Below are 19564 nucleotides of genomic sequence, written 5' to 3' on the forward strand. Positions count from 1 at the left end.
GGAGAGAACCGCATGCGGGCCGAACTGCTCGAACAGATCTACACCGTGGTGGCGCAGATTCCCGAAGGGCGCATCACCACCTACGGGCGTATCGCCAAGATGACCGATGGTGCCAGCGCGCGCATGGTCGGCTCGGCGATGCGTCACCTGCCGGATGGTCATCAGTTGCCATGGCATCGCGTGATCAATGCCTCGCTCAAGGTCACCGAGCACGGCGGGGCGGTGCGCCAGCGGGAAAAGCTGCGCAGCGAAGGCATCCTGTTCGATGGTGCCGGCCGCGTGCCGACGGAGTGCCTGTGGCCTTGAGACATGCCCCGGCATGGCAGCGCTCGAGCAGGGGCGCGTTCATCCGGCCACGCGCGGGCGCTACCCTTTCGCCTATCCTATCGCATACCCTATAGCGACCTCCGGTGACATCGCGGCTGGTAGAGGCAAGACGCCAGCGCGAACGCCGCATATTGAATAGTGAAGTGAGAATAGAGCCGTCATGACTCAGCCTGTATCCGGTTTCCGTGCGCGCCTTGATGCGCTGGCCCCCGTGCGCCGTACTGCCTTCATGGCGGCGCTGACCGAGCGACTCCTGCCCAATGCCGGTTTCTACGCCGAAGCCAATGGCACGGCCAGCGCGCTGGATACCACGCGTGAGCTGCGCAAGCTGCTGGACCTCGTCTGGGAGCAGCTGCGCGTGCGCGATGCCAAGATCGATTTCTCGCTGCAGGCCGAGAAGGTCACCGCCTTCGAACCCGCCGAGGACGATGACAGCTTCGGCGCGCGCCGCGCCCTGGAAGCCGTGATGGCGCTGACCGCCTGCATCGATGTGCTGATCAGCGAAGAGCCGGAAGCCGCGCTCAAGATCAGCCGTCTGTCTGCTGATGGCGTGCGCGCGTTGATCGACCTGCAGGCCGGTGAGGGCATCGAACAGGAAGCGCTGGAGGCCATGATTCGCGAACATCCGTTGATGATCGATGAGCGCGATTTCCAGGACGCCGTGTTGGAGAGCGTCGAAGCCCCGCAGCTGTCCCGCGATGACTGGCGTGCGCTCAAGCAATTGGGCCGCAATGAAGATGTCAGCAACCTCGGGCTATCCTTGCAGGATTGAGCGGCCCGAGTCGGGCCATCCTGGTGCCAGTGGTGACTGGCCAGCCGTTGTTGGAGAGACAGATGAGCGACACCCGTCAGCAGGATTCTTCTCCGATGAACGCAGCGCTGAATGGCGTGATTCAGGCGCGTCTGGACGCCATGCGTGAGCGTCTCGCGCAGCCGACGCTGAGCGCGGCGGATGTGCATGCACTGCGTGTCGACTGCAAGCAGCTGCGCGGCTGGTGGCAACTGCGCCGTGAGTCACTGGGCAAGTCGGCGGTGAGTGGGCATCAGGCGCGTCCACGCGCTGTCGCCAAGGCATTGGCCGGGCCGCGCGAGGCGCACATGCTGCGCAAGACGCATGGTCGCGCCTACGCCTGGGTGGATGAGCGCAGTCAGCGCCTGCTGGATGCGTTGCGCCCGGGGCTGACCAGCGCTTCACTCAGCGAGCCAGAAGGCGAGCTGGATCACGCGCCACTCGAGACGTTGCTGAGCGAAGAGCGAGCGGCCTGGCAGGCGGCACCGCTGACGGTGGAGGAGCTCAACACCGGGCTGGAATTCAGCCGTCATCGCATCAGCAAGCTGGCCGCGAAGGTGGTCAGCAAGCGTGAGATCGAGACATCTCATCGGCTGCGCAAATGGGTCAAGTACCGCATGTTCCAGCTGGCGCTGGCACACGAGGCACTGGGTGAGACGGCAGCAGGTGAACTCGAGTTGCCGAGTCATGGGCGTCGGCGTGAGCCGGAATTGCTCGACAAGGCCGCATCACGGCTGGGCAATCAGCATGATCTGGCTGAGCTGGCGCTGTGGATCGGGGAGCGCGTGATGCTGCCTGCCGCCGAGAAGCATCTGGTTGCGGACATCATGACGCTTGCCGACCAGCGACTCGCGCAGGCGCTCAAGCCGCTCACGAAGCTGGGCTACGTCTGAGCGCTGTTCTCGCCTGAACCGACGTGGCTTCTCTGCAGACACGAACGCCGTCATTCCCTGAGGAAATGGCGGCGTTCGCGTTTCTGTCTGAACGATTATCCTGCGGCTGTGCTTACAGGCGCATCTCGATACCGCGTGCGGCCATGTGCGCCTTGGCCTGGGGAATCGTGTACTCGGCGAAGTGGAAGATGCTGGCGGCCAGCACCGCATCCGCACCGCCTTCGAGCACGCCATCCACCAGATGGTCGAGGGTGCCGACACCGCCGGAGGCGATCACCGGCACGCTGACGGCGTCGGAGATCGCACGCGTCACGCCGAGATCGAAACCGGCCTTGGTGCCATCGCGGTCCATGCTGGTCAGCAGCAGCTCGCCGGCGCCAAGCTCGACCATCTTCTTCGCCCACTCGACGGCGTCGAGTCCGGTCGGCTTGCGGCCACCGTGGGTGAAGATTTCCCAGCGCGGTGCTTCGCCTTCTTCGCTGACGCGCTTGGCGTCGATGGCGACCACGATGCACTGGCTGCCGAAGCGTTCCGCGGCTTCACGCACGAAGTCCGGGTTGAACACGGCCGCGGTGTTGATCGAGACCTTGTCCGCGCCGGCATTCAGCATGGTGCGAATGTCTTCACAGGTGCGGATGCCGCCACCCACCGTCAGCGGGATGAACACCTCACCGGCGATGCGCGAGACCATGTCGACCGTGGTGCCACGGTTGTCGACGCTGGCGGTGATGTCGAGGAAGGTGATCTCGTCGGCGCCTTGCTCGTTGTAGCGCTTGGCGACCTCGACCGGGTCACCGGCATCGCGGATACCGACGAAGTTGACGCCCTTCACGACACGACCGGCGTCGACGTCCAGACACGGGATGATGCGTTTGGCGAGTGCCATGATCGCTCCCCTCAGGCCTTGCGGCCGGTGATGGCGTCGGACAGCGCCTGCGCTTCGGCGATATCCAGGCTGCCTTCATAGATGGCGCGGCCGGTGATGGCACCGAGGATGCCCTGATCGGCCACTTCGGCCAGACCACGGATGTCATCCAGATTGGTCACGCCACCGGAGGCGATCACCGGGATGCCACCTTCGCGGGCCAGCGCCACGGTGGCTTCGATGTTGACGCCCTGCATCATGCCGTCGCGGGCGATGTCGGTGTAGACGATGGAGGACACGCCGTCGTTGGCGAAGCGCTTGGCAAGCTCGGTGGCCTTGATGGTGGAGACCTCGGCCCAGCCATCGGTGGCCACGAAGCCGTCACGCGCATCGAGACCGACGATGATGCGGCCCGGGAAGGCGCGGCACATCTCGGCGACGAAGGCCGGTTCCTTCACGGCCTTGGTGCCGATGATGACCTGACCGACGCCGGCTTCCAGGTAGTGCTCGATGGTCGCGGCATCACGGATGCCACCACCGATCTGGATCGGCAGCTCCGGGTAGGCGCGGGCGATGCGTGTCACGGCGTCGCCATTGACCGGCTTGCCTTCGAAGGCACCGTTGAGATCGACCAGATGCAGACGACGGCCACCGGCCTCGACCCAGCGCGCGGCCATCGCCAGCGGGTCATCGCCGTAGTTGGTGGAGTCTTCCATGCGGCCTTGCTTCAGGCGTACGCACTGACCGTCCTTGAGATCGATCGCGGGGATTACCAGCATGTCGGGTGTCCTCTCGGCGTGTCTCGGCACGCCTGAATTGTCGTCGGTATATCGAAGGCGGATGTATCGGCGTCCGTCACGCGAGACAGACGCCGAGGGTCACGTGGGCGAGCCTTCAGGGCTGCCAGCGGACAAAGTTCTCGAGCAGCTTGAGGCCGGCGGCCGCGCTCTTCTCCGGATGGAACTGCACCGCGAACAGGCTGCCCTCACCAATGGCGACGTGCGCCTCGGCACCGGCGTAGTGCGTCGCGCCGTAGACCTTGGAGCGTTCGCTGGCCGACACATAGAAGCTGTGTACGAAGTAGAAGCGCGAGTTGTCCTCGATACCTTCCCACAGGGCGTGGCCCTGGGTGTGCGCGACATGGTTCCAGCCCATGTGCGGCACCTTGAGACGCTGGCCGTGCTCGTCCAGCTGCTGGTCATCGAAGCGTTTCACGTCGCCCTTGAAGTAGGCGAGGCAATCGATGCCACCGTTCTCTTCGCTGCGCTCCATCAGCATCTGCTGACCGACACACACGCCCAGCAGCGGCTTGCTGTGGTTGCTCAGCAGCTCGCCGACCAGACCGCGCAGCTCGGCGCGTTCCAGCTCGCCCATGCAATCGCGGATGGCACCCTGGCCGGGCAGCACCACACGGGTGGCGCCGCGGATGGCGCGCGGGTCGCTGGTGATCACGACATTCTCGTCGGCCACGTGCTCAAGCGCCTTGGCGACGGAGTGCAGGTTGCCCATGCCATAGTCGATGACGGCAATCGTCATGTCTTTCTCCCGAAGGCCGGAGCAGGCTCCGGCGCTGGATGTCAGGCGTCTGGCGCCCGGATCATTCGTTTACAGCGAGCCCTGTTTACAATGAGCCCTTGGTGGAGGCGATACGGCCTCCCATACGCTCGTCCTCTTCCACCGCCATGCGCACGGCACGACCGAAGGCCTTGAAGATGGTCTCGGCCTGGTGGTGGGCGTTGAAGCCCTTGAGGTTGTCGATATGCAGGGTGGCGCCGGCATGATTGACGAAGCCCTGGAAGAACTCCCAGAACAGCTGGGTATCGAAGCGACCGATGTTGCCGCGGGTGAACTCGCACTGCATGAACAGGCCCGGACGACCGGAGAAGTCGATCACCACGCGAGACAGCGCTTCATCCAGCGGCACGTAGGCATGGCCGTAACGGCGGATGCCGGCCTTGTTGCCCAGTGCCTGCGCGAAGGCCTGGCCCAGGGTGATGCCGATGTCCTCGACGGTGTGGTGGTCATCGATATGCAGGTCGCCATCGCAGTCGACCTCGATGTCGATCACGCCGTGACGGGCGATCTGGTCCATCATGTGTTCGAGGAAGGGCACGCCAGTGTTGGCGCTCAGCTTGCCTTCACCGTCCAGATTGATGCGGACCCGGATCTTGGTTTCCGAGGTGTTGCGATGAACTTCGGCGATACGCTCTACCATGATGTCTCTCCAGCGGTCGGTGACGCCATCAGCGGCTTCGAGGCCGATGGGGTCTGGGCGCAGTCTGGGGCCTTTGGTATGAGAGGCGTGTGTCCAGTCCGGCCGGGAAGTGCGCATCATGTGGTTATTGTCATGTGATGTCGCAATCGAAATCGTGATCAGGGCATTGACGACGGCGCAGGGCCGTCGGCGGGGTGCTTGATCGGTGGCAGACGCGTCGTCTTCGTGCCTGCCCGACCCGTCATTATAGAGAAAGGACAATGGCATCCGCTACAATGGCGGGCATTCATATCGCGGGCGAGGATCTCACCATGCCGGTCACTCTTGAGATGATCGATCACGCACGCTGGCAAACCGATGAGCAAGTCCGTATCGATCTGTCGCGTATCTATCACGAAGCCCCCAGTGAGCGCCTCCCGCTTGCCCCGGATGACTTCATTCAGGCCAATCTCGCCGCGGGACACCGCTTCTGCAGCGCCTTCTTCAACGATCGTCATATCGGCGCGCTACTCTGCGAGGATGAAGGCGATGCCTGGAAGATCAGCCATTGCTGCGTGCGCAGGAGCACGCGCCGACGCGGTGTCGGTACGCGTCTGATGGCGCTGCTGTCGCTGGAAGCGGCCAGTGCCCAGCGTCTGCTGGTCGTGCCGAGTCAGGGATTGACTCTGGCCGACGAGCTGCTGGTATCACGTCTCGGTTATGTGCGAGACCCCGCCCGCGACGGCTTCGTGCTGGCGCAGGAGTGAACCCCAGGCGTTGCCGGATGCGGAACTGACGTCAACGCGACCTGTCCACCGGCTGTGTCATCATCATTTCTGTCTTGAGTCTGTCATGCTGTGCGGCAGGATGGCGCGCAGCGCTCGGACTTGATGATGCGCGGGAGAAAGGGCATCGCCTGATGCCACGAATCCCCAGCGCCATTCCATGTGCTGCCCTATGGAGTGAGGGCAGCGCAGCAATTCTCATCGTGTCAAAGGGAGGACGCAGATGAAAGCACTGTTCAGAGCCTTGCTGGCCATCGTCGGGGTACTGGCGTTGGTGGTCGTGGCGGGGGTGATCTATGTCACCACCTTCCTCGATCCGAATGATCTCAAGCCGCGACTGGTCAAGGCGGTCAAGGACCAGGCGGGGCTGGAACTGGCCCTGAACGGCCCGCTGGACTGGTCCTTCTATCCCCGTCTCGGCGTCAGCGTCGAGGACGCCGAAGCCTGGCTGCCGGAGCAGGAGCGTGATCAGTCACCGTTTGCCTCCTTTACCCGCGCGGAAGTCGGCGTGTCCTTCACGCCACTGCTGAGTGGTGAAGTCGAAGTCGAAGGCGTCTTCCTCGATGGCCTCAAGCTGGCACTCGAGCGTGATGCACAGGGGCGTGGCAACTGGGAAAGCCTGCTCGATCATGCGGCGACGGCCGCCGACAGCGGCGCGGCGGATGAAGCGCTGCCGCCGGCCAAGAGCGCCGGTGTGGCGCTGGCGGATGACACGACGCCGTCGGTGCAGAATGGCGCCGGCAGCATGGCGGTCAATCTCGATATCGCCTCGGTGCAGGTCACCAATGGTCAGATCGCCTATCAGGACGCGGCCAGCGGGCTCGACATGACGCTCAACGACGTGGCGTTGACGTCCTCCAACGTCAGCCCCGACAAGGCCTTCCCGGTCGAGCTGTCGTTCGTGGCCGATGGGCGTGAACCGGAGCTTCAGAGCACCGTCAGCCTCGATGGCAAGGTGGCGCTGGACCTGCAAGGCGGCCGTCATGTGCTGACTGGCGTGAATCTGGATACCACCACGCGGATGCCGTCGCTGGGTGACAAGGACCAGAGCGTGGCGCTGGACATCGACACCCTGACGCTGGATACCGACAAGCAGCTGTATCTGGCCGATGGTGCCGAGCTTGACGCGACGCTCCATCAGGCCGCGCTGGGTGACAAGGCCCTGCCGCTGAAAGCCACCTTCGCTGCCGAAGCGGACCTGGCGGCGGGCACGGCGAATCTCGAGAACCTGCTGCTGACCTCCGGCAGTGACCTGCGCCTCAGCGGGGCGCTCAAGGCCAAGGACATCACCGGCGATGCGCTCAGCTATACCGGCCAGTTCAAGCTGGCCCCGCTGTCGCCCAAGGCGTGGATGACGCGTGTCGGCATACAGGCGCCGCAGACCGCCAGGAGCAGCGCGCTGACCTCGCTGGCCTTCTCCAGTCCGTTCAAGGGCGACATGTCGCAGGTGCAGTTGACCAACTTGGTGATGGCACTGGATGACACCACGATCAATGGGCGCCTCGGCTCGTCCTTCGATGCCTCGCAGATCACCTTCGATCTGGATGTCGACGCGCTCAATCTCGATGACTACCTGGCACCGGCAGGCGCAGACGAGAAGACGGCAAGCTTGGGTGAGGCACTCACGGCGGGCGTGATCGCGCCGGTCTACGCGGCCGATGATGACGCGGAGCTGCTGCCGGTGGCACTGCTCAAGACGCTGGGCCTTCAGGGGCAACTGGATATCGGCACGCTGATCGCCTCGGGGCTCGAGATGAGCAAGGTGACCGCCAAGCTGTCCGGCCAGCCGGGTGTCCAGCAGCTCGATAGCCTGACGGCCAGCCTCTATGGCGGCTCGCTGGCGGCCAATGCGCGCATCGACAGCCGCAAGACGCCGCTGAGCATGAGCTTCGGTGAGAAGCTGACCAACCTGGATATCGCGCCGTTCCTCAAGGCGCTGGCACCGGAGCAGCAGGACATCCTGCGCGGTCGCCTGACACTCAATGGTGATTACACCACCAGCACCAATCAGATCGACAGCATCAAGCGCAATCTGAACGGCAAGGGCAACTTCGAGATTCGCAATGGCGAGGTGCTCGACGTCAATATCTCCAGGGAGATGTGCACCACTGTCGCGACGCTGAGTGGCAAGACCTCCTCGCGGGAGTGGAAGGCCAATACGCCGCTGGAACGCGCGCAGGGCAGCTTCACGGTCACCAATGGCGTGATCAGCAATCAGGATCTGGCACTGGCGATTCCGGGCATCGCGCTGGACGGCAAGGGTCAGCTCAACCTGCCGACCGAGGCCTTCGACTACAACGTGGCGGCGCGCTTCATCGAGGGCGCGGATGACGCGGCCTGTGAGGTCAATCCGCGTCTGATCAAGCTGCGCTTCCCGGTCCAGTGTCAGGGCAACCTGAGCGGTGAGCCGGGCGAGTGGTGTGGCTTCGATCAGAAAGGCTTCCAGAGTGCCGCAGCGGATCTGGCCAAGGATGAAGCCAAGCGCAAGGCGGGCGAGAAGGTCAACGAGAAGCTGGATGAGAAGCTCGACGAAGATACCCGCAAGAAGATTGATGAAAAGCTGGGCGAAGGCGCCAGCGACAAGCTGAAGGGCGCGATTCAGGGACTGTTCAACTGATCACGCGCTCCCTTCGCAGCAAGACCGGCACGCCAGCTCCTCGGGGCTGGCGTGCTGCCGTTTGAGCCCAGGCCATGGCGTCGACCATGGCGCGAGCAGAGGAAGTTTTGATGGCGCGACCTGACACTGCTGCCACGCCAGACGTGACAGCTCCCGAGAGCCACGCCACGCCCGGCTTCGAAGATATCGCCCTGAGCCCCGAGGCGTTTCAGGCGCGCGTGTTCGACTGGTTCGATGAGCATGGCCGCAAGCATCTTCCCTGGCAGGAGAACACTACGCCGTACCGCGTGTGGGTCTCGGAGATCATGCTCCAGCAGACCCAGGTCGCGACGGTGCTGCCGTACTATGCCCGCTTCATGGAGCGCTTCCCGGATGTCGCGGCGCTGGCGGCGGCGGATATCGATGACGTGCTGCACCTGTGGACGGGCCTTGGCTACTACGCGCGGGCGCGCAATCTGTACAAGGCCGCTCAGCAGGTCGTGAATGAGCACGACGGTGCCTTCCCGGTCGAGAGTGTCGAGGCACTATCGGCCTTGCCGGGCATCGGGCGTTCGACCGCCGGGGCGATCATCAGCATCAGCACCGGACAGCGAGCGCCGATTCTCGATGGCAACGTCAAGCGCGTGCTGGCACGCCTGCATGCCGTGGAAGGCTGGCCGGGACGCCCGGCGGTGGAGCGCAAGCTGTGGACGCTGGCGGAACGCTACACGCCGCAGGTGCGGCTGGCGGACTGGACCCAGGCGATGATGGACCTCGGCGCCACCCTGTGCACGCGCGGCAGCAAGCCGGATTGCGCGCGTTGCCCCTTCGAGGAAGTCTGCGTGGCGCATGCGCGTGGCGAAGAGAAGCGCTTCCCCGAGAGCAAGCCGAAGAAGACCATTCCGACGCGTCAGACGCTGATGTTGCTGGTCAGCGATGAAGCGGGGAGGATCCTGCTGGAGCGCCGTCCGCCGACGGGGATCTGGGGCGGCCTGTGGGCGCCGCCACTGGTCGAGGACCGTGAGGCCGCGCGCGAATGGGTCGCCCGCGAAGCCCGCGGCGCGCATCTGGAGGCGCCACTGGCGAGTTTCGAGCATGTCTTCAGCCACTTCCGGCTGACCATCACGCCGCAGCCGATACAGCTGGGCGAGGCAGGGCTTGCGCAAGCTCAAGCAGCCGGGAGCGTCAACGAGTCAGCCGCCGACCGACGCTTCGTCGACCCCGCCGCGCCAGACGCCGTGGGCCTGCCGGCGCCGGTCAAGGCGCTGCTGGCGCGCTGCACGGATGATCTGTTCGGCCTGTGAGGCCTTGTCGGTGTCGGCATCGGCCGTACGTCTGGGGCAAAGCGGCCCAGGCGTGCGAGAATGAGGCAACAGTAAAGGCGTCTGGCGAAGGCTCGACGCTCATCCGCACTGACATCCAGTTCTCTTACGGAGTTACCCATGCGCACCGTACATTGCCGCAAGTATGACCAGGACCTGCCGGGTCTCGATTTTCCGCCGCTGCCGGGCGAAAAGGGCCAGGACATCTGGTCCAACGTCTCGAAGCAGGCATGGGAAGAGTGGCAGGCACTGCAGACGCGCCTGATCAACGAAAAGCACCTCAACATGATGGATGCCGACAGCCGTCGCTATCTGATGGAGCAGATGGACCGCTTCTTCAACAACGAAGAGACGGACCAGGCTGAAGGTTTCGTGCCGACGGATGCCGCCGCCAAGGGTGAATCGCAGGGCGGACAGGGCTACGAAGTCTGAGTGGACGGCGAGGACGGCGGAAGGCGAATTACGACGCCAAATTCTTGATAAGCAAGGGTTGACGTCGGGAAAGGTTTTCTATTTAATACGTCCTCGTTGGCAAGGGCCAGATAGCTCAGTTGGTAGAGCAGGGGATTGAAAATCCCCGTGTCGGCGGTTCGATTCCGTCTCTGGCCACCAAGTGTTGGGGTATAGCCAAGTGGTAAGGCACCGGTTTTTGGTATCGGCATTCCCAGGTTCGAGTCCTGGTACCCCAGCCAGCTGACATGCAGTAACGTAGTAGGAAGACTCATATCATGAGTTCTTTGTGCCGGCTTAGCTCAGTTGGTAGAGCAACTGACTTGTAATCAGTAGGTCGAGGGTTCGACTCCTTTAGCCGGCACCATCTTCAGGCTTCTGTAGATGAGCGAAGAACACACGATATAGAGGTCGCCTTGGCGGCTTTTTTTGTGTCTTCAGGTTGGCCAGATAGCTCAGTTGGTAGAGCAGGGGATTGAAAATCCCCGTGTCGGCGGTTCGATTCCGTCTCTGGCCACCAAATTGGGGTATAGCCAAGTGGTAAGGCACCGGTTTTTGGTATCGGCATTCCCAGGTTCGAGTCCTGGTACCCCAGCCAATTCTGGCTAGCTGATGAAGTCGCAGGATGAATTCGGCAGCCAACAAAAAAGCCACCCTTCGGGGTGGCTTTTTTGCGTCTGGAGTAAAGGCCTGGAGGGCGACAGTGCATGCCTCGGCCGGCGCTCCTCTCAGTGCGAGGTGGGCTCTTCCGGGTGCATCGCCAGCCAGCTCAGGCGCTTGCGATAGATGGTGGAGGGCGCGATCTCCAGTATCGCCGCAGCGCGGGGGATACTGCCATCACAGGCGCTGATGACGCTCTCGATCGCCTCGCGTTCGACCATCCACAGCGGGCGCAGCGTGGTCTCGCTGTCCTCCGACGCGTTGGGGCTGACCGACGTGCGATGCGCCATGCTGGAGGGCAGGTCCAGCATGTCGGCCGTCAGCACCTCACCATCATTGAGGATGATGGCGCGCCGCAGCGTGTTTTCCAGCTCTCGCACGTTGCCGGGCCAGTCATGGGCCAGCAGCTGTCGCTCGGCGCATGCACTGAGTCGTGTGAAGCGCTTGCCCTCGTGGCCTGCCATGCGCCCCAACAGTCCGGTGGCGATCTCCAGGATATCCTGACCGCGCTCGCGCAGCGGCGGCACCTTGAGCGGGATGACATGCAGGCGATAGAAGAGGTCTTCCCGGAAGCGGTGGGTATCGACCAGTACCCGCGGGTTCTGATGCGTGGCGCACACGATGCGGCAATTGACCTCTACCGTGCGCGTGGCACCCACCGGCATTACCTGCCCCGTCTGCAGGAAGCGCAGCAGCTTGCTCTGCAAGGGCAGCGGCAGCTCCGCGATCTCATCGAGAAACAGCGTCCCCCCATCTGCCGCCACGGCGAGCCCCTGCTGGGCGCTCACGGCCCCCGTGAAGGCCCCACGCACATGCCCGAACAATTGCGACTCCAGCAGCTCTGCCGGAATGGCGGCACAATTGACGGCGATGAACGGGCCGTCACGTACCGGGCTATGGCGGTGAATGGCAGTGGCACACAATTCCTTGCCGCTGCCGCTTTCGCCGGTGATGAAGATGGGAGCGTCCGAGTGGGCGACCTGGATGAGAGTGCGATAGAGCGTCTGCATGGCCGATGAGTCTCCGATAAACTCCCCAAAACCGCGAGGTCGCTTTATCGGTAGTTCCCTTACCCGCGAGGTAGTGGAGATATCGTCAGCCAGATTCAATGCAGTAGCCGATGATGCAGCCTGATGAGCTTTCAGTGCGGTCATGAGTGTTGTTCCCTTGCTGCTGGTCTTTCTGCATTGCCTGCGCTTCGTACGGGCGGGCTGCGAAAGAATAATTGTCGGGCTGCTTCTGGTGACAGCCTCACCGGAGAGTCTGGATTCTCCAGCGTTGAGTGTTCGTCTTGGGGGGTTATCGAGTACCCATATAGAGGTTAATGGCTTGTGCGAGATGATCATGGCGGCTTTTAGTGCGTTTTTTCCGCTCCCCCTGAGTGGCAGACTTCTCAGTCTCGACACTTGCCTGGCTGACCAACTCTCTACTCACGCTGAAAGGGTGAGTTCTGGTATCTGACGGTCTGTCTTCCCGCTGATGACTGTCCCGAGCAGTGCATCACTGGGCGTCTTCCTCCTCATCTTCGTTGTTGTGGGTAATGGTGAAGTCAGTTGACGATGTCTGAGAGCTGCCATCCGCGGATTGATCCGCAGTGCCATCGATGGTGCCGGTAGAGCCATCACTCAGCGTCTGTTCAATCTGTTGCCAGTTGCCGATCGAGGTGCTGCTGCCGGTATTGAGGGTATATTCCCCGATATTGGTATCGGACCCTTCCCCCAGGCTGCCGGCCTTCTTGCTCTCGTAGAGGATCAGGGCGGTTTCTGCGCTGCGTGCCGGAAAGTCGTAGGGGAAGGGCCCCATCAGCGAGTTGGCGCTGGCAGTCGTGGCCAGCAGGCATCCCGCGCTGACGACCCCCAGGCTGAAACGTGTAAAAGCATTCATGTCTTGCTCCTTTCGATCTGTGAAAGATGCAGTGTCTGATGCGTGAAGATGTCTTTCATCGGCAGGTACTGAAACACACGCGGGTCGCCCCGCGTGTGTTGGTTGCCTGCTGAGGATTTACGGAGCAACGGGGCCGACGGAGACGGACATGTTGTTACCCACTGAGGTCGCGGCATTGTTGATGACCGGGCCTTCGAAGCTGCCCACTGGCGGCAAGCCGAGCATGACATTGGTCACTGAAGCCGTGGAGGTGACATCGGCAAGGCTGAACTGGGTGTTGTCGGCAATCAGCGCGGTATCAAGACCAGTTGTGTCCTGGGTGACCGACAGGTTATTGCCCACGGAGGTCGCGGCATTATCTACACTCAGATTGAGGATGTTGTCCACAGTGGCCACTGAGTCGATGTTCGCTTTCTTGAAATAGCCCCCTGCCAGGATCTGCTCGTTATGCAGGTTGACCATGGCATCGCTCTCGATGGAGGCATTGTTGCCGACTGAGGTCGCCGCATTCTCCAGACTTTCCAGGCGTGTGATCTCAGCATTCACGACTGGGTCGGTGGTGGTGGTAGTGATATAGCCAATAGCCCCTGCGCCGGCTCCTGCGATAGCATCCGCATCGGCACTTACGCTTGCGCCATGTTTGCCAAAGTATGCACCAGCCCCTGCGCCTGCAGCTGCGCCAGCGACTGCGCCCACACCAATCCCGACTTCAGTGGTGGTTTCACCAGGGCCAGAACCGTAACTGATGTCACTGACGATGGCTTCCGAGCTGACATCGCCGATCTGCTTCTGGAAGTTCTCGATCATCACCAGGCCGCCCGGATCTTCGATCTTCGGATCGATATTGGCTTCAACCTTGATCTTGCTCATGACCTTGCCGTGCCAGTTCCACTTCACGTTATCGAAGGCCTGCGCCTGGCTTGCCATCATCATGCCGCTTACGAGACCGATGGCGACTGCGAGCTTGTTATAGGTAGTCATTGTCATGTTCCTCATGAATGTTGACTTATTGTGCTGCGCTGGATGCTGCCGGTACTTCTGATGCGGGTGTTGCTTGCAACGGTGTTGCGACTGCTTCATTGCCACTTGCTGTATTGCTGCTGGTATTGGCTGCGGCCACTTGCTGCGTGTTGCTATTGTCATCTGCAACATGCTGTCCCGGGTGCAATGCACATTCCTGTCCCGCAGGTACAGGAAGTCCCAGGCCTTCAGTCAGAAGCTGGTACGCGCCCATCTCCACGACTGATCTCACGCCCAGCTGCAATGGCTCATTGCGCACTGCGCCGGAATCAAACTCGATCAACTGATTGCCGAAGAAGCGGTAGATGCCGGCTTCGACTTCGTAACCGACCACCTGCTTCTGCAGGCTGGTGACATAGACGGTGCGGAAGGTGCGGATATCGACCATGCGCAGGTCCAGGCCGACATTGATGACTGCAGTGCGCAGTCCGGCCCCGATTCCGCTGACGAACAGGCGGGCACCGCCGCTTGAAATGTTGTAATTGAGCTCTGTCAGTGCACCGAGAACCACGAAATGCGAAGGCAGCACCGCGAGGTTCCGAGGGGTATAAGCCAGTGCCTTCTGCTCGAAAAGTTGCTGCTCTGCCAGCGGGACTCGTACATCGAGACGTTCGGTAAGATGTACCTTGCGAGTCTTGTAGAGGGCACTTATCAGCATCTCGGATACGCCCTGGGTCACGGCAGCGCTTTCTGTCACGGTGGAGTAGCTGCGTTGGCCGGTCTTGTCCGTCACCTGGCCCACTGCGATGACAGGCAGGTTGGTGGCACCTTGCACCCGGCTGAGTGATACGAGGCATTCGCTATATGGCGTATTGTTTGAGGTGACTGGTGGCCCTACGACCGGTTCGACATTGTCGAATTTCGGTTCGACAGCGGCGCAGCCCCCCAGCACTGTGGCCATGCAAGCGGCCATGCATATCCGTGGCTTAAACATGCTGGAAGTTCCCCTGGTGTGACGCATGATCCTGCGCCGTTATTTTTCTCTGATATGTCTCTATCAGTTGTTCTGCCGTGCTTTCCTAGGGGCACGAAGCGTGCCAAACAATTTCACAATATTTCACAGACACTTACGCATTAATGCGCAATGTTGCGCGCGATGCGTTTTGCAAATGGCGAAGCGAAGTGAGGAGAAATACCACAGGCGTGGTGCCAGTGATGAGTCGCTGATTAAGCCGGTTGTCTCACAGAAGATGAGCATCCGTGGCAACAGGATGAGCCGGGACTGGCGAGAGGGGATGACTGAAGGAATTTGTCATCCGCGAGGCACAGGCAGCCTCATGTTTTCTTGAGAAGGGTGATGGCGGGAGTGATATGAGATTGGATGGTCTTTTAACGATCCTGCGGATCAGATCTCTATGCTTATTTCATGAATCTTGGGGTTGAAGTCTCTTGTATGACCCATAGGTGGGACAGTGCGGGCAAGCCGCATGCTAGAACGCCAGATTCCACTTTCCTCAATGCAAGACATTGATGCCTTAAGGAGAGCATGATGACAGCTTCACGCCATATGACCTCGTACAACGCCACTTCTGCTCTTTCGTCCAAGCAACGCCAACATGAGCAGACCGATGGTGGCAACGTCAGCGCCGCTGCAGAAGCCTCCAATCAGCAGCTGGACGCCCGTCAGACCAATGCCGACCGTGATCAGGCGCCGGAAGCTTATCTCGACAAGTCGGGCAGTGATCGAGGGTCCGATCACTCGCGAGACGCCTATCCGACGCGTTTGAGCCAGCCGCCGCAGCACCTGTGGCAGAAGCGCCGCGAGCCCGTCGTGCACTCGCGTGCCGATGAGGGGCCGCTGGGCGCCGAGCAGCTCAAGCGCTTCGAGCGCGATGGCTTCCTGTTCGAGCCGGAATTCCTGGCACCGGAGGAAGTCGAGGCGCTGAAGACCGAGCTGGCAGCGCTGCTCGACAACGAAGAGTGGCAGGGTCGTGATTTCACCATCACCGAGCCCAAGAGCCGCGAGATTCGCTCCATCTTCGCCGTGCACTTCCTATCCGAGCGCTTCCGAAAGCTGGCGGAAGATCCGCGCCTGACCAGCCGCGCGAGCCAGATTCTCGGTGGTGATGTCTATGTCCACCAGTCGCGCATCAACTACAAGCCGGGCTTCGAGGGCAAGGGCTTCAACTGGCACTCGGACTTCGAGACCTGGCACGCCGAGGATGGCATGCCGGAAATGCGCGCGGTCAGCGCCTCGATCATCCTGACCGACAATCACCACTTCAATGGTCCGCTGATGCTGATTCCCGGCTCGCATGAAGTCTTCGTGCATTGCCTGGGCGAGACGCCGGATGACAACCACAAGTCATCCCTGCAGACCCAGAAGGTCGGCGTGCCCTCGCGCGAAGCACTGAGCGAGCTGATCGCCGAGCGTGGTATCGAAGCACCGACCGGTGCCGCCGGTGGTCTGTTGATGTTCGACTGCAATACGCTGCATGGCTCCAATGCCAACATGTCGCCGGATCCGCGCAGCAACGCCTTCTTCGTCTACAACCGTGTCGACAATGCGATGCAGGCGCCTTTTGCCGCCGCGCGTCCGCGCCCGGAATTTCTCGCGCACCGTCTCGATGGTGGCTGGGATGAACTGGAGAAATGAGCCGCGCGTGACAGATCGCTGATATGAGCGAGCGAAAGGCCGAAAGACCCAAAGACCGCAGGATTGAGCAGGTCAGTGGACTGAATTGCACAACGCCAGGTTGCGCTCAGGCGGCGAAATCTCGGACGTTGGTGTGGTAGTGGCAGGCTGGCGGGGCGACGTAAGATTGAGACATCTCTCACCGATCATCTTTCATTGATCCTCCATCACGCCCCGACAGGAGTTCTGCATGCCGCTTGCTCAGCGTTTCACCCCGCGTTTCAGCGATGGTCGCGTCTTCGCTCATGACCTCGGCAAGGTGGTCTGTGTTGGCCGCAATTACGCAGCCCACGCCGCGGAGCTAGGCAATGAAGTGCCCAACGAGCCGCTGTTGTTCATCAAGCCCGCCACCAGCGTGGTGCCCATGGACAAGCCGTTGGCGATCTCGAAGCGCCGTGGTCAGTATCACTACGAGGCGGAGTTGGCACTGCTGATCGGCAAGCCGCTGTGCGAGGCCAGCGAAGCCGAGGCACTGGGAGCACTGGCCGGCATGGGGCTGGCGCTGGACCTGACCCTGCGTGAGCGTCAGAGCAAGCTCAAGGCCAAGGGCCAGCCGTGGGAGCTGGCCAAGGGCTTTGACGGCAGCTGCCCGCTTTCCGTCTTCGTCCCGCTGGAAGGGCCGCGTTGGCGCGATGCTGATGGAGAGCTGCACAGCGTGGATTTCCAGGCGCTGCATTACCGCTTCAGCATCGACGGTGAGCAGCGCCAGCAGGCGGATACCAGCCTGATGCTGTTCCCCGTCGCGCGTCTGCTCAGCGAGATCAGTCACAGCTTCACCCTGTTGCCCGGCGACGTGGTGCTGACCGGCACGCCGGAAGGCGTCGGCGAGTTGAATCCGGATCAGGCGCTGGCACTCGCGCTGGACGCTCCGGATGGCAGTGGCGAGCTGCTGCGTGTCGAGACACGCACTCGCAGCGTGGCCTGACGCTTGGTCAAAAGTGCTCGTCGACCAGCACTCGTAGACAAATGCTCAGTGAAAGTGCCATGAGTCGCGATGAGTGACTGAAGGCGCTTGTGCAAGACACGAAAAAGCCCCTGCCGGGAGATCGGCAGGGGCTTTTCTTTTTGCAGGCGAGTCTCTAGCTCAGCTCTCCAGATAGGTGTAGCCGTCGAGGCCGGCCTTCAGGTCCTCGAGCAGATCCGCCTGTTCCAGCGCATTCAGGTTGGAGGACTTGAGCTGACGTGCCAGGCGGGCCGCCAGCTGCTCCGGGTCAAAGTTCACGTAGCGCAGCACCTGCGCCACGCTATCCCCCTGGATGGCATGGGACAGCTGCCACTGGCCTTCATCGTCGAGGCTGGCATCCACGGAATCGGTATCGCCGAACAGGTTGTGCAGGTCGCCGAGAATCTCCTGATAGGCGCCGACCATGAAGAAGCCGAGCAGCTTCTCTTCATCGTCATTCCACTCCGGCAGCGGCAGGGTGGCATCCAGGCCTTGATCATCCACATAGGTATCGATGCGGCCATCGCTGTCACAGGTGATGTCCTGGATCACGCCACGCCGGGTCGGCGCGCGGTCGAGGCCGGTCAGCGGCAGGATCGGGAAGATCTGCTCGATACCCCAGATGTCCGGCAGCGACTGGAACAGCGAGAAGTTGACGAACAGCTTGTCGGCCAGCTTCTCGTTGAGCTCATCGAGCACCGCGCGGTGCGAACGCTGGCGGGCGTCGAGACGTCCGGCGAGGCTGCGGCACACGTTGGTGTAGATGGCCTCGGCCTCGGCACGGATGGCGATGCTCGCCAGTCCCATCACGAAGCGCTCCTGCACCTGATGCTGGGCATGCACCACGGCGTGGTAGATCTCCACCAGCTCACGTGGCTCGAGCGCACCTTCCAGTCGCGCGGCCTGGGCCCACAGTGCGGCGATCTGAGCATCATCCTCGCGCAGTGCGGGCAGCGGCAGGTCGACACGTTCCTCGCCGATCACGTCCGTCACCAGTACCGCGTGATGCGCGGTCAGGGCGCGGCCGGACTCGGAGATGATGTGCGGATGCGGCAGATCATGCGCCTCGCACACCGCGTGAAACGCCCCGACCACATAGTCGGCATATTCACGCATGGAGTAGTTGAGCGAGCAGGCGCTTTCCGAGCGCGTGCCTTCGTAGTCCACGCCCAGGCCACCGCCGACATCGACGATTTCCACGCCGGCACCGGCTTCATGCAGCCCCTGATAGAAGCGTGCGCACTCGGCCAGGCCGCGCTGGATGTCGCTGATATCCGCGATCTGGGAGCCGAGGTGGAAGTGGACCAGCTTGAGGCAGTCCAGCGCATCCACGTCGCGCAGGCGCTCGACCAGCGCGACGATCTGGCTCGCCGTCAGGCCGAACTTGGATTTCTCGCCGCCGGTGTTCTGCCAGTTGCCCTTGCCGATGGTCGCCAGGCGCGCGCGCAGGCCGATGCGCGGCCGTACGCCGAGCCGCTCGGCCTCTTCCAGCACCAGTTCCAGCTCGCTGGCCTTCTCGACCACCAGATGCACGCGGTGGCCGAGCTTCTCGCCCATCAGCGCCAGACGCACGTACTCGCGGTCCTTGTAGCCGTTGCAGACGATGACTGACGGGCCGTTGTCCGATAGTGCCAGCACGGCGAGCAGTTCCGGCTTGCTGCCCGCTTCCAGTCCGACACGCCCGCGGGAGCGCTCGCTGGTCGCCAGCAGTTCCTCGACCACGCGACGCTGCTGGTTGACCTTGATCGGATAGACGGCGGTATAGCTGGCGCCATAGCCGCGCGAGCTGATGGCGGCATCGAAGGCGGCGCACAGCTGCTCGACACGGTCATGCAGGATATCGGCGAAGCGAACCAGCAGCGGCAGGCGCAGGCCCTGGGCGCGGGCCTTGTCGATCAGCGAGATCAGCGGCAGCGCAGGCGTACCCGGTTCGCCATGCGGGCGCACCAGCGTCAGGCCATCCTGGCCCACGTCGAAATAGCCGCTGCCCCACTGGTCAATGTTGTAGGTGCGGCGTGCTTCGGCTGCAAAGGAGGTCATCGCGGTCTCCGGAGATGGACGGCGTGAAGGCAAGCCCGGCGGTGCTCAGCGGTGTGGGCAGCGTCGGAGAAGACAATGGCGCCCGCACGGATGCGGGCGCTCAGGGGGCGCATTATGCCTGCTGGGGAGGCGCAGGCAATCGCTTTGCCACTTGCGTGGG

The 19564-nt window shown here is 62.4% G+C and carries 18 protein-coding genes and 5 tRNA genes; 14 read left to right on the forward strand and 9 right to left on the reverse strand.

The features are described 5' to 3' along the window. Positions 1-12: 12 nt before the first annotated feature. From CDPAHKCJ_RS09530 to CDPAHKCJ_RS09540, 3 genes are all read left to right on the forward strand, one after another. Positions 13-306 (forward strand): MGMT family protein, encoded by a 294-nt coding sequence (locus tag CDPAHKCJ_RS09530; protein WP_043336737.1) that lies wholly within the window; start codon positions 13-15, stop codon positions 304-306. A gap of 181 nt (positions 307-487) precedes the next feature. After that, positions 488-1099, forward strand: a complete 612-nt coding sequence (locus CDPAHKCJ_RS09535; RefSeq protein WP_043336733.1) for a DUF416 family protein — start codon at positions 488-490, stop codon at positions 1097-1099. A 62-nt stretch (positions 1100-1161) separates the two neighbouring features. Then, positions 1162-2010, forward strand: coding sequence for a CHAD domain-containing protein (locus CDPAHKCJ_RS09540; RefSeq protein ID WP_166019617.1), 849 nt, complete (start codon positions 1162-1164; stop codon positions 2008-2010). A gap of 112 nt (positions 2011-2122) precedes the next feature. Here CDPAHKCJ_RS09540 and hisF read toward each other — a convergent pair whose 3' ends face one another. The 4 genes from hisF to hisB form a co-directional block, all read right to left on the reverse strand. Next, the gene (hisF, locus tag CDPAHKCJ_RS09545; protein WP_166019618.1) at positions 2123-2896 is read right to left on the reverse strand and encodes an imidazole glycerol phosphate synthase subunit HisF; all 774 of its coding nucleotides are present in this window, start codon (positions 2894-2896) and stop codon (positions 2123-2125) included. 11 nt (positions 2897-2907) lie between these two features. Further along, positions 2908-3654 carry a 1-(5-phosphoribosyl)-5-[(5-phosphoribosylamino)methylideneamino]imidazole-4-carboxamide isomerase gene (gene hisA / locus CDPAHKCJ_RS09550; RefSeq protein WP_166019619.1) on the reverse strand — a complete coding sequence of 249 codons (747 nt, stop codon included), beginning with the start codon at positions 3652-3654 and terminating at the stop codon, positions 2908-2910. 115 nt (positions 3655-3769) lie between these two features. Then, positions 3770-4411 carry an imidazole glycerol phosphate synthase subunit HisH gene (hisH, locus tag CDPAHKCJ_RS09555; protein WP_054555217.1) on the reverse strand — a complete coding sequence of 214 codons (642 nt, stop codon included), beginning with the start codon at positions 4409-4411 and terminating at the stop codon, positions 3770-3772. A gap of 85 nt (positions 4412-4496) precedes the next feature. Beyond that, on the reverse strand, positions 4497-5090 hold the full coding sequence (hisB, locus tag CDPAHKCJ_RS09560) for an imidazoleglycerol-phosphate dehydratase HisB (protein ID WP_043336716.1): 594 nt from the start codon (positions 5088-5090) through the stop codon (positions 4497-4499). A 260-nt stretch (positions 5091-5350) separates the two neighbouring features. On the opposite strand from hisB, the gene CDPAHKCJ_RS09565 reads away from it, so the two are divergent. From CDPAHKCJ_RS09565 to CDPAHKCJ_RS09605, 9 genes are all read left to right on the forward strand, one after another. Beyond that, positions 5351-5836: an acetyl-CoA sensor PanZ family protein gene (locus tag CDPAHKCJ_RS09565; protein ID WP_240916744.1), complete on the forward strand. Its 486-nt coding sequence runs from the start codon at positions 5351-5353 to the stop codon at positions 5834-5836. A gap of 241 nt (positions 5837-6077) precedes the next feature. Next, positions 6078-8471 carry an AsmA family protein gene (locus CDPAHKCJ_RS09570; RefSeq protein WP_166019620.1) on the forward strand — a complete coding sequence of 798 codons (2394 nt, stop codon included), beginning with the start codon at positions 6078-6080 and terminating at the stop codon, positions 8469-8471. A 110-nt stretch (positions 8472-8581) separates the two neighbouring features. Then, on the forward strand, positions 8582-9754 hold the full coding sequence (gene mutY, locus CDPAHKCJ_RS09575; protein WP_166019621.1) for an A/G-specific adenine glycosylase: 1173 nt from the start codon (positions 8582-8584) through the stop codon (positions 9752-9754). A 138-nt stretch (positions 9755-9892) separates the two neighbouring features. After that, a complete protein-coding gene (locus CDPAHKCJ_RS09580; protein WP_166019622.1) occupies positions 9893-10204 on the forward strand; it encodes an oxidative damage protection protein in 312 nt (103 codons plus the stop codon). Positions 10205-10308: 104 nt separating this feature from the next. Further along, a tRNA-Phe gene (locus CDPAHKCJ_RS09585) sits at positions 10309-10384 on the forward strand. Between the two features lie 5 nt (positions 10385-10389). After that, a tRNA-Gln gene (locus tag CDPAHKCJ_RS09590) sits at positions 10390-10464 on the forward strand. Positions 10465-10513: 49 nt separating this feature from the next. Continuing rightward, a tRNA-Thr gene (locus CDPAHKCJ_RS09595) sits at positions 10514-10589 on the forward strand. A 77-nt stretch (positions 10590-10666) separates the two neighbouring features. After that, positions 10667-10742 (forward strand) — tRNA-Phe (locus CDPAHKCJ_RS09600). A 3-nt stretch (positions 10743-10745) separates the two neighbouring features. Then, a tRNA-Gln gene (locus CDPAHKCJ_RS09605) sits at positions 10746-10820 on the forward strand. A gap of 130 nt (positions 10821-10950) precedes the next feature. Here the strand turns inward: CDPAHKCJ_RS09605 and CDPAHKCJ_RS09610 are convergent. The 4 genes from CDPAHKCJ_RS09610 to CDPAHKCJ_RS09625 form a co-directional block, all read right to left on the reverse strand. Next, positions 10951-12228, reverse strand: a complete 1278-nt coding sequence (locus CDPAHKCJ_RS09610) for a sigma-54 dependent transcriptional regulator (protein ID WP_346773915.1) — start codon at positions 12226-12228, stop codon at positions 10951-10953. Between the two features lie 154 nt (positions 12229-12382). Continuing rightward, positions 12383-12766 (reverse strand): hypothetical protein, encoded by a 384-nt coding sequence (locus tag CDPAHKCJ_RS09615; protein ID WP_166019624.1) that lies wholly within the window; start codon positions 12764-12766, stop codon positions 12383-12385. A 117-nt stretch (positions 12767-12883) separates the two neighbouring features. Beyond that, positions 12884-13747 (reverse strand): hypothetical protein, encoded by an 864-nt coding sequence (locus CDPAHKCJ_RS09620; protein WP_166019609.1) that lies wholly within the window; start codon positions 13745-13747, stop codon positions 12884-12886. Positions 13748-13772: 25 nt separating this feature from the next. Then, positions 13773-14687: a CsgG/HfaB family protein gene (locus CDPAHKCJ_RS09625; protein ID WP_240916745.1), complete on the reverse strand. Its 915-nt coding sequence runs from the start codon at positions 14685-14687 to the stop codon at positions 13773-13775. A 588-nt stretch (positions 14688-15275) separates the two neighbouring features. Between CDPAHKCJ_RS09625 and thpD the strand changes: the two genes are divergently transcribed. Both thpD and CDPAHKCJ_RS09635 read left to right on the forward strand, forming a co-directional pair. Next, entirely contained in the window at positions 15276-16382 is a 1107-nt protein-coding gene (gene thpD / locus CDPAHKCJ_RS09630) for an ectoine hydroxylase (protein WP_346773916.1), read from the forward strand. A gap of 229 nt (positions 16383-16611) precedes the next feature. Beyond that, positions 16612-17346, forward strand: coding sequence for a fumarylacetoacetate hydrolase family protein (locus CDPAHKCJ_RS09635; RefSeq protein ID WP_166019625.1), 735 nt, complete (start codon positions 16612-16614; stop codon positions 17344-17346). Positions 17347-17505: 159 nt separating this feature from the next. Here the strand turns inward: CDPAHKCJ_RS09635 and speA are convergent, their stop codons facing one another. After that, positions 17506-19404 carry a biosynthetic arginine decarboxylase gene (gene speA / locus CDPAHKCJ_RS09640; RefSeq protein WP_166019626.1) on the reverse strand — a complete coding sequence of 633 codons (1899 nt, stop codon included), beginning with the start codon at positions 19402-19404 and terminating at the stop codon, positions 17506-17508. Between the last annotated feature and the right edge of the window lie 160 nt (positions 19405-19564).

This window comes from Cobetia sp. MB87 (assembly GCF_011319755.1).
GTDB lineage: Bacteria > Pseudomonadota > Gammaproteobacteria > Pseudomonadales > Halomonadaceae > Cobetia.

Coding starts and splice junctions, on each gene's coding strand:
- CDPAHKCJ_RS09580 (WP_166019622.1), top strand. CDS start 9,893: ATGCGCACCGTACATTGCCGCAAGTATGACCAGGACCTGCCGGGTCTC.
- CDPAHKCJ_RS09530 (WP_043336737.1), top strand. CDS start 13: ATGCGGGCCGAACTGCTCGAACAGATCTACACCGTGGTGGCGCAGATT.
- hisB (WP_043336716.1), bottom strand. CDS start 5,090: ATGGTAGAGCGTATCGCCGAAGTTCATCGCAACACCTCGGAAACCAAG.
- thpD (WP_346773916.1), top strand. CDS start 15,276: ATGACAGCTTCACGCCATATGACCTCGTACAACGCCACTTCTGCTCTT.
- hisH (WP_054555217.1), bottom strand. CDS start 4,411: ATGACGATTGCCGTCATCGACTATGGCATGGGCAACCTGCACTCCGTC.
- CDPAHKCJ_RS09540 (WP_166019617.1), top strand. CDS start 1,162: ATGAGCGACACCCGTCAGCAGGATTCTTCTCCGATGAACGCAGCGCTG.
- CDPAHKCJ_RS09570 (WP_166019620.1), top strand. CDS start 6,078: ATGAAAGCACTGTTCAGAGCCTTGCTGGCCATCGTCGGGGTACTGGCG.
- CDPAHKCJ_RS09635 (WP_166019625.1), top strand. CDS start 16,612: ATGCCGCTTGCTCAGCGTTTCACCCCGCGTTTCAGCGATGGTCGCGTC.
- mutY (WP_166019621.1), top strand. CDS start 8,582: ATGGCGCGACCTGACACTGCTGCCACGCCAGACGTGACAGCTCCCGAG.
- CDPAHKCJ_RS09615 (WP_166019624.1), bottom strand. CDS start 12,766: ATGAATGCTTTTACACGTTTCAGCCTGGGGGTCGTCAGCGCGGGATGC.
- CDPAHKCJ_RS09610 (WP_346773915.1), bottom strand. CDS start 12,228: ATGATCATCTCGCACAAGCCATTAACCTCTATATGGGTACTCGATAAC.
- speA (WP_166019626.1), bottom strand. CDS start 19,404: ATGACCTCCTTTGCAGCCGAAGCACGCCGCACCTACAACATTGACCAG.
- CDPAHKCJ_RS09565 (WP_240916744.1), top strand. CDS start 5,351: ATGGCATCCGCTACAATGGCGGGCATTCATATCGCGGGCGAGGATCTC.
- CDPAHKCJ_RS09625 (WP_240916745.1), bottom strand. CDS start 14,687: ATGGCCACAGTGCTGGGGGGCTGCGCCGCTGTCGAACCGAAATTCGAC.
- CDPAHKCJ_RS09535 (WP_043336733.1), top strand. CDS start 488: ATGACTCAGCCTGTATCCGGTTTCCGTGCGCGCCTTGATGCGCTGGCC.
- hisA (WP_166019619.1), bottom strand. CDS start 3,654: ATGCTGGTAATCCCCGCGATCGATCTCAAGGACGGTCAGTGCGTACGC.
- hisF (WP_166019618.1), bottom strand. CDS start 2,896: ATGGCACTCGCCAAACGCATCATCCCGTGTCTGGACGTCGACGCCGGT.
- CDPAHKCJ_RS09620 (WP_166019609.1), bottom strand. CDS start 13,747: ATGACTACCTATAACAAGCTCGCAGTCGCCATCGGTCTCGTAAGCGGC.